Source organism: Sphingopyxis sp. USTB-05 (assembly GCF_023822045.1).
Taxonomy (GTDB): domain Bacteria; phylum Pseudomonadota; class Alphaproteobacteria; order Sphingomonadales; family Sphingomonadaceae; genus Sphingopyxis.
In genome coordinates this window covers 4199708-4211216 of the sequence record NZ_CP084712.1, presented here as the reverse complement: position 1 = coordinate 4211216, position 11509 = coordinate 4199708, and the positions used below count along the sequence as shown (strand labels likewise).

Genomic DNA, 11509 nt, shown 5'->3' with positions numbered 1-11509 from the left:
GGATGATCGCGCGCCGCTCGCTGCTTCTTGCCGCCCTGCTCGCTGCCCCGGCAGCTTGGGCACGGCCGCGGTTCCGCGCGCCCGACACCCGCACGATCGAGCGCCGCCGCCTGCTGCCCCAAGCCGCTACCCTGCTCGGCGCCGAACCGCGGACGATCGCCGCGATCCCCGCGCCGCGCAGCCCGGCGGGGCCGCAGGACTATTATTCCGAGGGCGATTACTGGTGGCCCGATCCGGCGAACGCCGGCGGTCCCTATGTCCGCCGCGACGGGCGCTCGAACCCCGACAAGTTCGACGGCCACCGCGACTCGCTGATCGCCTTTGGCCGCACCGTGCCCGCGCTGGCGACGCTATGGGATCTCACCGGCGACGCGCGTTTCGCCGACGCCGCGATGCGCCATCTTCGTGCATGGTTCGTCGATCCCAAGACGCGGATGAACCCGAACCTCAACCACGCGCAGGCAATCATCGGGGTAAATAGCGGCCGCGCGATCGGGGTGATCGACACGCTGCAGATCGTCGAAGTCGCGCGCGCCGCCGCGCTGTTTGCCCGCAAGAATGCACCAGGTTACGCCGCGATCCATGAGGAGGTCGAGCGCTGGTTTGCCGAATATCTGACCTGGCTCACAACATCGCCCTTCGGCACCACCGAACGCGACGAGAAGAATAATCACGGCACCTGCTGGCTGCTCCAGACGGCGTCTTTCGCCGCATTGCTTGGCCGCGCGGACGTCCTTGCCGATGCGCGAATCCGATTGAAGACGATCATCATCCCGACCCAGATCGAACCCGACGGCCGTCAGCCGCTCGAACTCGCGCGCACCAAGCCTTTTGCCTATTCATTGTTCAACCTCGACGTGCTTGCCGCCACGGCATGGCTGCTCGGAGGCCGCGAACTGGTCGACTGGACGACCCCCGACGGCCGCTCGATCAGCGGCGCGATCGCATGGATGGCGCCGTTCATCGCCGACAAGACGAAATGGCCGCTGCCGCCCGACATCGAATATTGGGACGGCTTCCCGGTGCGCCAGCCGAGCCTGCTCTTTGGTGGCCTAGCGCGGAAACGCCGCGACTGGCTGGACCTTTGGCAAGCTCTGAACCCCGATCCCACGATCGCCGAAGTCGTGCGCAACTTCCCGGTGCGCCAGCCGCTGCTCTGGCTCTAGTTGCGGCCCTCGACCAGACCGCGCGCGATCACCTGTGCCTGAATCTCTCCGGCGCCCTCAAAGATATTGAGGATGCGCGCATCGCACAGAATACGGCTGATCTCATATTCGAGCGCATAGCCATTGCCCCCGTGGATCTGCAGGCCCGCATCGGCATTCGTCCAGGCGGCGCGCGCGGCCAGCAGCTTCGCCATCCCAGCCTCGATATCGCAACGCTTGCCCGAATCCTTCGCGCGCGCAGCGGCATAGCTCAGCTCGCGCGCGACGGTGAAATCGACAAGGCTCATCGCCAGCTTGTCGGCTACGCGCGGAAAGTGGACGATCGCCTTGCCGAACTGCTTGCGGCTGAGCGCATAGTCGAGCCCGAGTTCGAGCGCACGCCGCGCCACCCCCACGGCGCGCGCGGCGGTCTGGATGCGCGCGCCCTCGAAGGTGCGCATGAGCTGTTTGAACCCTTGCCCTTCGGCGCCGCCGAGCAGCGCATTGGCGGGCGCCACCATTGCATCGAACTGCAGCGCATATTCGCGCATCCCGCGATAACCGAGCACCTCGATCTCGCTGCCGGTCATGCCGGCGACGGGGAATGGTTCGGCTTCGTTGCCGCGCGGTTTGGGGACCAGCAGCATCGACAGACCGGCATAGCCCTTCGCGTCGGGAACGGTGCGCGCAAGCAGCGTCATCAGGTCCGAACGCGCGGCGTGGGTGATCCAATTCTTCGCGCCGTCGATCACCCAATGATCGCCGTCGCGGCGCGCGCGCGTCTGAAGCGAACCGAGGTCCGATCCGACATCCGGTTCGGTGAACACCGCGGTCGGCAGGACTTCGCCGCTCGCGATCCGCGGCAGCCATTCGGCCTTCTGCGCGTCGGTGCCGCCTGTCGCAATCAGCTCGCCCGCAATCTCCGACCGGGTGCCAAGCGACCCCGCGCCGATCCAGCCGCGCGACAATTCCTCGGTGACGATGCACATCACCAGCTTGCCGAGGCCGAGCCCGCCGAACGCCTCCGGGATACAGACGCCGAAGGTGCCAAGATCGGCCATCGCCTGTACGGTCGCATCGGGGATCAGCGCATTCGCGAGGTGCCAGCCATGCGCGTTGGGCAAAATCTCGGCATCGGTGAAGCGGCGAAACTGGTCGCGGATCGAATCGAGATCGGCGTCGTACAGCGACTCGCTCGGCCAATGTCCGCCAGCAAGCGCCGCAGCGACATCCGCACGCATCGCCGCATGATCGGTGTCGAGCAGCGCGGCGCAAGCATCGGCGAGCCCGCGCGCCTGCATCCCCAGGCCAAGGTCTGCGGGACGGAATATCTCATTCTGCCCCATCGGCAAGCCGCCGACGAGCTGGCCGATCCCTTCTGCGAAGGCGAGCGTCGCGATCTTTGCGTCGAGCGGGTTCGCGCCTTGGCCGGCCTCAAACCAGTCAAGCACCGCCTCCAGCGAAGCGACCGTCGTCGCGACCCACGCGAACCCATGCGCCGCGCGCTGCTCGCTGTCGATGGGCCGCGACGCGAGTCGTTCCGCGAGCGCCATTCGCGCGGCGTCACGATAGGCTTGCGCTGCGTTCAGCGCGTTCTTCAGATCGGCTTGTATTACCAACAATTCGTTTGTCCTGAGCTTGTCGAAGGGCCGTTCTTCGTTTCGGACCTTGCGAAAAAAGACGGCGCTCCGACAAGCTCAGCACAAACGGCTTTTTGTTGAGATGGCGGCTTCATCCTTGTCGATGCACGCCAGGTCGATCTTCGTCCGCTCCACCAACGCTTTCAGATTCTCCGCATGCTGCTCGCCCGCCGTCATCAACGACAAAGCTGCCGCGAAATTGCCGACGGCGGTGCGGATCGGCAATGATGGCGGCGGGGCGAAGGGGCATGACGTCAATTCTCCATGGTCAGGCGATGCCGACGATACCGGCATCGATCAACCGGGCAAGCTCTCCCGATGAAAGCGACAGGCGCTCGCTCAATATTTCCTCGCTATGCTGCCCGTTGCAGGGTGCCGAGCGCGGCGGCTGACGTTCCTGCTGCGGCAATGTCGCGAAAGCGCCTGCGGCGGGATAGGCAAATCCGCTAGGATTGTCGGCTTGCCCGAAGATCGGGTTGTGGGCGACCAGCGTGGGATCCTGCACCGCATCGCGCATCGTTCGGTAAGGCGAATGGACGATTCCCCCGGCGTCGAACACGACAGCAAGGTCGGCATGGTCGCGGCTCGCGATCGCGGTTTCGAACAAGGGATAGAGCGCGTCGCGATGGGTGAAGCGGAGCCCGTCGTCCGTCGCGAAGGAGACGCCGCGCGCGGTCTCGATCGCGGCGACCGCCTCGCCAAGGCCGAGCGCCGCGACCAGATTCGTCCATTGGCGCGGCGTCACCACGACGATCATCGTGCGCCGGCCGTCGCGCGTCACGAAATCGCGCCCGAACAGACCATAGACCGCATTGCCCAGCCGCGGCCGGTTCGCGCCCGCGTAAAGCACCTCGGCAATGCCGCCAAGATTGGCGACGGTGCCGATCGCGACGTCGGACAGTGGCAACCGCACCTCGCCGCCTTCGCCCGTCATGCTCCGCCGCTGCATCGCCGCGAGCAGCGCAAAGGCGGCATAGGCCCCGGTGAGAAGGTCCCATGCGGGCAGCACATGATTGACGGGGTCGGGGCCCGCACCCGTCAGCATCGGATAACCGACGCTGTTGTTCACCGTATAGTCGAGCGCGGGCGAGCCATCGGCCCAGCCCATGACGCGCACGGTGATCAGGTCGGGCCGCCCCTCCGCCAAAAGATCGTGCGACAGGAAGCCGCCGACCGGGAAATTGGTAACGAACTGGCCCGTCGCGCGCACCAACGCCTGCAGCAATTCGCGCCCCTCAGGCCTGCCAAGGTCGAGCGCGACCGATTTCTTGGCGCGGTTGAGATTTTCCCAATAGAGCGAGTCATTGGCGTCGGTCACCGGCCAGCGCCGGAAATCGGGGCCGCCGCCGATCTGGTCGACGCGGATCACCTCGGCGCCCATTTGCGCGCAATAAAGCCCGGCGGTCGGAGAGGCGACGAAAGATGATGCTTCGATCACCGACAAGCCGGCCAGCAGGTCGTACATCGGGCGCCCGTCTCCCTGAAGTCACCGGGCGGAACCGCCGGTTGAAGCTATCTGGCGCACCCGAAGGGATTCGAACCCCTGGCCTCTGCCTTCGGAGGGCAGCGCTCTATCCAGCTGAGCTACGGGTGCTGATAGAGCGCGGCCTCTAGCAAGCCCGCGCGTCGCCAGCAATGGCCTATCGACCAGCGCGCGCCGATGTGCGAAGCGCGGCGGATGGGCATAGGGCATCCGGCGTGAAATCATCCGAACAAGGCTGGCCGATGGCCGCCGATCTTTATGGCGAGATGCAGCTCGAGGCGCACCCGCCCGCCAGGCGGCGGTGGCGCGACTTTCTGCCCGGCATCCTCGTCACCGCCATCGCCGCGCTCGCGGCCGCGTGGCTCGCCGACCATTATGCCGCACCGATCGTCTTGATGGGCCTGCTCATCGGCCTCGCCCTCTCCTTCCTGTCGCAGGACCCCCGCACGCACGCAGGGCTCGACCTGATGTCGCAGACTGCCCTGCGTATCGGGATCGTACTCGTCGGCGCGCGGATTACTGCCGAACAGCTGGTCGAGCTTGGGCCGTTGCCCTTCGCGCTGCTCGTCCTCATCATGCTCGCCGTCATCCTGATTACCGTCGCGAGCGCGCGCCTGTTCGCGCAGGATCGGCACGCCGCGCTGCTCGCAGGCGGGGCGACGGCAATCTGTGGCGCTTCGGCAGCGCTCGCGCTCTATTCGCTGATCGGCGATCGGCGCGTCGACCAAGCACGCTTCACGCTGACACTCGTCGGCATCACTGTGGCAAGCGCGCTTGCGATGACACTCTATCCCGTGCTTGCGGCGGAGCTCGGGCTGACCGACGCACAGGCGGGTTTCCTGATCGGCGCGTCGATTCACGATGTCGCGCAGGCGATCGGCGGCGGCTTTTCCTTCTCGCAGCCGGCGGGCGAGATTGCGACGATCGTCAAGCTGACGCGCGTCGCGCTGCTCGCGCCGATGCTGATGCTCGTCGCGCTCTGGCTTGGAAACAGCGGCGAAAATGGCGGCAAGTCGCGCATCCCGCTGCGTCTCCCCTGGTTCATTCTGGGCTTTCTCGGCGTAGCGGCGGTCAATTCGCTCGTTGCAATCCCGAAGCCCCTACAGGACGGCGCGGCAACGGGCGCGCAGGCGCTGTTACTGCTCGCGATCGTCGCCACCGCGATGAAGGCGCGGCTGCACCTGCTGCTCGATCAGGGATGGCGCAGCTTTGCACCGATCATCGTCGCGACGGTCACGAGCTTTCTGTTGTCGTTGGCGGCCGCGATGAGCCTATGACGTCGCGACGTCATGGCAAGCCCTTCGAATCTCAGCTTTTCGGCAGCGCCCAACTGACGGTCAACTGCGTCGCGCGGCGCGGAATGTCGAGCTTTGCCTCGCTGAAATTGACCTTTTCGTTCGGCGGCAGCATCCGCACCGGCGGCTTGATCGTCCAGCTATAGACGATCGTCCCCTGCGCATCGCGCAGTTCGGCAAGGATCGGCGGCACGCGCTGTTCGCGGTCGGTCGGATTGATGATCACCCCCGACGCGGCAAAATAGATCGTACCGTCGGCCAGTTCGCGATGATCCTGGTTCGGCGGCAGTTCGATCACCAGATCGGGCTCGTCGACCCCGCCCGGCAGGCCAAGGCCCTGCGCCCAGCCCGGCAGACCGAAATACATGAGCCCCGCCGTCGCCGCGAGCATCAGCGCGGCGGCGCTCGCGGCAATGATCGTCCAGCGCTTGGCCGGATTGCGGCGCGGGCGGCGGAACGGCAGCGGTGCATCGTCAATCGGCGGCGCGGCACGGCGCACCGGTTCGGCAGCAAAGCCCGATGGCACCGGCGCACGCGCCGCCTCCGGTTCGGGATAATCGGAATAAGTGGCTGCCGGGACGGGCGAAACCTCCGGAACCGACGTTGGCGCAGGCGCGGCGCCGGGTTCGGGCGCGTTCACGACACGCGGGGCGACGGCCGCCATCGGCGCTGCGGCGGGCTCCTGAAACCAGCTATGGCGGCAATTGGCGCAGCGCACGGTGCGGCCCGTGGGTCCGATCGCCGTATCGGGAACGACATAGCGCGTGTGACAGGACGGACAGGCAAGGATCATGGGCTTCCTCTAAACACGCCGATTCGCACGTTGCAAGCGCCGCGTGGCGTTTGAGGCGGCTACGGCACTTGTCCTCTGTGGATAGCCGTGCGAGATGCTGCCGGATGAGCGGACCAGCGCCCCTGTTCCTTGACCCGGCGTCGGCGCGCAATAGCGCGCTGGTAGCGCCATGACGGACGCGGCTTCAGCGCGGCCAGGCGGCGCGATGGTCGAGTTCGACGGCGTCGGCCTCCGCTATGGCCCCGATGCCGAAATTTTGAGCGATATCAGCTTCAACCTCCAGCCCGGCAGCTTCTATTTCCTCACCGGCGCATCGGGAGCGGGCAAGACGTCGCTGCTCAAGATGCTCTATCTCGCGCAGCGCCCGAGCCGCGGCATCGTTCGCCTGTTCGGCGAGGATCTGGTCGCGATGCCGCGCCACCGCCTGCCCGGCTTTCGCCGTCGCATCGGCGTCGTGTTTCAGGACTTCCGCCTGATCCCCCACCTCAGCGCGCGCGACAACATCGCGCTGCCGCTGCGGATTGCAGGGGTCAGCGAAGAGGATCTGTCGGGCCCGGTCGGCGAAATGCTGAGCTGGATCGGCCTCGGCGACCGGGCCGATGCCCGCCCCGCGACATTATCGGGCGGCGAGCAGCAGCGCGTCGCGATCGCGCGCGCGGTCATCGCGCGGCCGCAATTGCTCGTCGCCGACGAGCCGACGGGTAACGTCGATCCCGAAATGGCAATGCGCCTGCTCGGGCTGTTCGAGGCATTGAACCGCCTTGGCACCACCGTCGTCGTCGCCACCCACGATATCCATCTGATCAGCCGTATCGAAAATGCGCAGATGATGCGGCTCGAACGGGGCCGCCTCTCCGACCCGACGGGCGCCTTGCGCTATCCGCCAGCGAACCGGACCTGATCGATGATCATCCCGCGCGTGCCCGTCCAACATCGCCGCCTGCTCCCCGACCGCCGCCTGTCGGGGCCGACGCCGTGGGTGATCGCGATACTGATGATGCTGACCCTGCTTGCCGCCGCCGCCGGGGTCGGACTCGCGCGGTCGGCGAACGCCATCGGCGCCGCGATTGCGGGACGCGTGACGGTCCAGATCGTTACGGCCAACCCGGTGACGCGCGCCGAACAGGCCGCCGCACTCCGCCGCGCCGCCGCCGCCCAGCCCTTCGTCCTTTCGGCGCGCGCGGTCGAGCAGGAAGAGTTGCAGGCGACGCTGGGCCAATGGTTCGGCAGCGAAGCGGGCGGCGAGGGGGGCGACGATCCGGTACTGAAATCATTGCCCCTGCCCGCGCTCGTCGACATCGACTTCGCCGGCGAGGGCCGCAGCGGCCATATGCGCCAGTTGCAGGCGCTGGTCGCGCGCGAAGCACCCGGCGCGCGGATCATCCCGCACGCCGAATGGCTCGGTCCGGTCGCCCGGCTGATCCGTTCGCTCGCATGGATCGCCGGCGGCATGGTGGTGCTGATGACGCTCGCCAGTGCCGCGGTGGTGATCATGACCGCACGCGCGGCGCTCGCCACCCATTTCCCGACGATCGAAATGCTCCACATGATCGGTGCCACCGACCGCCAGATCACGCGGCTGTTCCAGCGCCGCATCGCGATCGACACCGCCTATGGTATCGCGCTCGGCAGCGCGGTTGCCGCCGCGATCCTGCTGTTGATCGGCTGGCAATGGTCGGGGGTCACGTCGGGCCTTGCCGCGACCGCGTCGTTCGGCCCCGCCGGCTGGGCGCTCTTGCTGGCACTGCCGCTATTGGCTATCGCGCTAGCCGCTCTCACGGCGCGGCAGACCTTGCTCGCCGCGCTTAAGAAGATTCTATGATCAAGCGCCTGATTTCCCTGTTGTTCCTGGCCTGGGTGCTCGGCTTCGCATGGTTCGCGCTGCTGCTGCCCCTGCCCGCCGGCGCACAAAAAACCGATGCTATCGTCGTGCTCACCGGTGGCCCGGGACGCATCGATCGCGCGCTCGAACGGCTCGAAGCGGGCGATGCCAAACGCCTGCTCATCAGCGGCGTCGCTCGCGAGGTAAAGCCCCGCGAGCTTGCGGCCGAATATAAGCGCCCGGTATCGCTGTTCGATTGCTGCATCGCGCTGGGGTTCGAGGCCGAGGATACCCGCTCGAACGCGACCGAGGTCGCGACCTGGGCGCAGCGGCGCAAGTATAAGAGCATCCGGCTGATCACCACCGACTGGCACATGCGCCGCGCCGAATATGAAATCGGCCGCGCGGTCGGCGACACGGTGACGATCCTGCCCGATGCCGTGCGCAGCCAGCCCAATTTCGCCACCCTGTTCCGCGAATATCATAAATATCTCGCGGGGCTGGCGGGCGGCCTCCTCGGGCTCTAAAGCGAGCGCCGATGCGCTACACTGTCGCCCTTTTCCGCTCGATCCTGTTCTGGCTGCTGTTCGTGTTGATGAGCAGCTTCAGCTCGATCGGCGCGGTGATCGCCCTGCCGATCTCGCACCGCGCGACGATCTGGTTCGTCCGTATCTGGGCGCAGTTCCACCGACTGATCTGCCGCTTCGTGCTAGCGCAAAAGATCGTCGTCGAGGGCGAGATGCCCGATATTCCGGTGCTCTATGTCTTCAAGCATGAGGGCGCGTTCGAGACGATCGAACAGCCGGGCCTGTTCAAGCATCCGGCCGTCTTTGCAAAGGAGCAGCTCTTCTCGATTCCCGTCTGGGGACAGGCGGCGCGTTTCTATGGTCTGATCCCCGTCGATCGCGACGGCGGCGGCAAGGCGATGCGCGCGATGCTGAACGCGGCCAAGGCCGCACTCGCCAAGGACCGCCCGCTGGTGCTGTTCGCCGAAGGAACGCGAATTCCCCATGGCGAGGCGCCGCCGCTGCGTTCGGGTTTTGCCGGCATCTACCGCCTGCTCGGCGTGCCCGTGATCCCGGTCGCGGTGAACAGCGGCATCGCTTATCCGCCGCGCCGCTGGGTCAAATGGTCGGGCACGATCACCTATAAGGTCGGCGAGACGATCCCCGCGGGCCTGCCACGCGAGGAAGCCGAAGAACGCGTCTGGCGCGCGATCAATGCGCTGAACCCGCCCGAAGCGCTGCTGGCGAACAAAGCCTCGGCTTAATGCTTGCGCCCGAAATCGGGCGCCGCATCATCCTGCCCCTGTTCGATGATCGAACGACGGATCGCGCGCGTGCGCGTGAACCAGTCCTCCAGCTTGTCGGCATCGCCGCGGCGGATCGCCTGCTGCAGCACGGTCAGATCCTCGTTGAAGCGTTGCAGCGTCGCGAGCACGGCGTCCTTGTTCGCGAGAAACACATCGCGCCACATCACCGGATCGCTCGCCGCGATGCGCGTGAAATCGCGGAAACCGCCGGCCGAATATTTGATCACCTCGCTTTCGGTGACCTCCTCCAGCTCGCTCGCGGTGCCGACGATCGTGTAAGCGATAAGGTGCGGCAAATGGCTCGTGACCGCGAGCACCATGTCGTGGTGCGCTGCATCCATCATCTCGACCTTTGCGCCGAGCGCTTGCCAGAAAGACGTCACCGCCGTCACGGCCGCGTCGGGTGCATTAGCGCCGGGCGTCACGATGCACCAGCGGCCTTCGAATAAAGTCGCAAAACCTGCCGCGGGACCGCTATTCTCGGTCCCCGCGACCGGATGCGCCGGAATGACGGCATGGTTGGGCAGCGTCTTTGCCAGCGCGTCGGCGACCCCCGCTTTCGACGAGCCGACGTCCGAAATGATCGCATCGGATTTGAGCCCAGGCGCAATCGCCACGGCCGCATCGGCCATACGCCCCACCGGCACCGCCAGGATCACAAGGTCGGCATCGGCCACCGCCGCAACGGCGTCGTCGGCGATCTCGTCGCAAATCCCGAGTTCGCGAGCAATCTTGCGCACGTCGCCGCTGGCATCGTGGCCGGTCACCACGACCTGCGGCAACCGCTCGCCGATCGCGCGCGCGATCGACGAGCCGATCAGGCCCAATCCGACAATCGCGACGCGATCAACGCTCGACGCTTTTGGCATCAGCCGTTCAGCGCCGCGCGGATCGCCGCCGCAAGCCCGCGTGTCTCCTCTTCGGTACCGATCGTCATGCGCAGCGCGTTCGGCAGCCCCTGTCCGGGCAGCCAGCGGACGATGTAACCCGCGTCCATCAGCCGATTATAGACGGTCTCGGCGCTGACATCGCCCTCGAACAGCACGAGCAGGAAGTTGCACGCCGACGGAACGACGCGAATGCCATGGTTGCCAAGACTTTCGAGCTCTCCGGCCAGCCAGTCGCGCCATGTCGCATTATGCTCGCGGCTGTGCGCAACAAATTCCTCGTCGCCGAGCGCCGCGACCGCCGCCGCCTGTCCCGCACGCGTGACGTTGAACGGCAGGCGGATGCGGTGCAGCGCCGAAATCACCTCGGCCGCGGCATAGCCCCAGCCGATGCGTTCGGCGGCAAGCCCGTGGATCTTCGAAAAGGTGCGCGTGATAAAGACATTCGGCTGCGTCTTCGCGAGTTCGAGCCCGCCGTCGTCCTCGGCGTCGGACAGATATTCCGAATAGGCCTGGTCGATCACGAACAGGACGTTCTTGGGGAGCCCGGCATAGAGCCGCGCGACCTCGTCGCGCGTCGCGAGCGTGCCGGTCGGATTGTTCGGATTGGCGAGATAGACGACGCGCGTACGCTCGGTCACCGCCGCGAGCAACGCGTCGACGTCGGTCGCATAATCCTTGTCATCGGCCTCGATCGGCACCGCGCCGACGCGGCGCGCCGCGATTTCATAGACCGCGAAACCATAGCGCACATAGAGTATCTCATCGCCCGCGCCCGCATAGGTGCCCGCCGCGAGGTGGAGCAGTTCGTCCGACCCGTTGCCGCAGATGATCCGCGCCGGATCGAGCCCGAACTTTGCCGCGATCGTCTCGCGCAAGATCGCCGAGCCAGGGTCGGGGTAGCGGGAGAGCGCATCGGGCGCCGCCTGCGCCGCAGCAAACGCCGCGCGTGCCTTTTCGCCCGTTCCGAGCGGATTTTCGTTCGCGCTCAATTTGATCAGCGGCCGGCCATCGGCGCCGGCCGACTTGCCGGGAACATAGGGAGCGATGCCGCTGATCCACGGCTTCGGAGCGAGGGTGGCGCTGGTGTCGGTCATGCCGCGCCGTTTAGCGGCTGTACCGCGCGAGTCCA

General features: G+C 66.5%; 12 protein-coding genes and 1 tRNA gene. 6 read left to right on the top strand and 7 right to left on the bottom strand.

Features of this window, described 5'->3' with window-relative positions; all coding sequences use genetic code 11:
• Positions 1-2: 2 nt before the first annotated feature.
• Positions 3-1166, top strand: a complete 1164-nt coding sequence (locus KEC45_RS19510; RefSeq protein ID WP_062186152.1) for an alginate lyase family protein — start codon at positions 3-5, stop codon at positions 1164-1166.
• Here KEC45_RS19510 and KEC45_RS19505 read toward each other — a convergent pair.
• From KEC45_RS19505 to KEC45_RS19490, 4 genes are all read right to left on the bottom strand, one after another.
• Positions 1163-2698, bottom strand: coding sequence for an acyl-CoA dehydrogenase family protein (locus tag KEC45_RS19505; RefSeq protein ID WP_252172048.1), 1536 nt, complete (start codon positions 2696-2698; stop codon positions 1163-1165). The genes KEC45_RS19510 and KEC45_RS19505 overlap by 4 nt on opposite strands.
• A 144-nt stretch (positions 2699-2842) precedes the next feature.
• Positions 2843-3010 (bottom strand): hypothetical protein, encoded by a 168-nt coding sequence (locus KEC45_RS19500; RefSeq protein WP_193749230.1) that lies wholly within the window; start codon positions 3008-3010, stop codon positions 2843-2845.
• A 43-nt stretch (positions 3011-3053) separates the two neighbouring features.
• Entirely contained in the window at positions 3054-4250 is a 1197-nt protein-coding gene (locus tag KEC45_RS19495) for a CoA transferase (RefSeq protein WP_062186154.1), read from the bottom strand.
• 52 nt (positions 4251-4302) lie between these two features.
• Positions 4303-4379: transfer RNA gene (locus KEC45_RS19490), tRNA-Arg, on the bottom strand.
• Positions 4380-4483: 104 nt separating this feature from the next.
• Between KEC45_RS19490 and KEC45_RS19485 the strand changes: the two genes are divergently transcribed.
• Positions 4484-5545: a YeiH family protein gene (locus KEC45_RS19485; RefSeq protein WP_083436073.1), complete on the top strand. Its 1062-nt coding sequence runs from the start codon at positions 4484-4486 to the stop codon at positions 5543-5545.
• A gap of 31 nt (positions 5546-5576) precedes the next feature.
• On the opposite strand, the gene KEC45_RS19480 is transcribed toward KEC45_RS19485, so the two are convergent.
• Complete coding sequence (locus KEC45_RS19480) at positions 5577-6356, bottom strand: zinc-ribbon domain-containing protein (protein ID WP_062186157.1); 780 nt, start codon at positions 6354-6356, stop codon at positions 5577-5579.
• Between the two features lie 169 nt (positions 6357-6525).
• Between KEC45_RS19480 and ftsE the strand changes: the two genes are divergently transcribed.
• Genes ftsE through KEC45_RS19460 form a run of 4 tightly spaced genes read left to right on the top strand, consistent with a single transcriptional unit; the run spans position 6526 to position 9448 of the window.
• Positions 6526-7257 carry a cell division ATP-binding protein FtsE gene (gene ftsE / locus KEC45_RS19475; protein ID WP_062186160.1) on the top strand — a complete coding sequence of 244 codons (732 nt, stop codon included), beginning with the start codon at positions 6526-6528 and terminating at the stop codon, positions 7255-7257.
• 3 nt (positions 7258-7260) lie between these two features.
• A complete protein-coding gene (locus KEC45_RS19470) occupies positions 7261-8178 on the top strand; it encodes an ABC transporter permease (protein WP_062186162.1) in 918 nt (305 codons plus the stop codon).
• Positions 8175-8705: a YdcF family protein gene (locus KEC45_RS19465; protein WP_062186164.1), complete on the top strand. Its 531-nt coding sequence runs from the start codon at positions 8175-8177 to the stop codon at positions 8703-8705. The genes KEC45_RS19470 and KEC45_RS19465 overlap by 4 nt, the downstream gene beginning before the upstream one ends.
• A gap of 11 nt (positions 8706-8716) precedes the next feature.
• Positions 8717-9448, top strand: a complete 732-nt coding sequence (locus KEC45_RS19460) for a 1-acyl-sn-glycerol-3-phosphate acyltransferase (RefSeq protein ID WP_062186166.1) — start codon at positions 8717-8719, stop codon at positions 9446-9448.
• On the opposite strand, the gene KEC45_RS19455 is transcribed toward KEC45_RS19460, so the two are convergent.
• Together KEC45_RS19455 and hisC are read right to left on the bottom strand one after the other, a co-directional pair.
• Positions 9445-10359, bottom strand: coding sequence for a prephenate/arogenate dehydrogenase family protein (locus KEC45_RS19455; protein ID WP_062186168.1), 915 nt, complete (start codon positions 10357-10359; stop codon positions 9445-9447). The genes KEC45_RS19460 and KEC45_RS19455 overlap by 4 nt on opposite strands.
• The gene (gene hisC / locus KEC45_RS19450; RefSeq protein WP_062186170.1) at positions 10359-11474 is read right to left on the bottom strand and encodes a histidinol-phosphate transaminase; all 1116 of its coding nucleotides are present in this window, start codon (positions 11472-11474) and stop codon (positions 10359-10361) included. The genes KEC45_RS19455 and hisC overlap by 1 nt, the downstream gene beginning before the upstream one ends.
• Positions 11475-11509 lie beyond the last annotated feature (35 nt).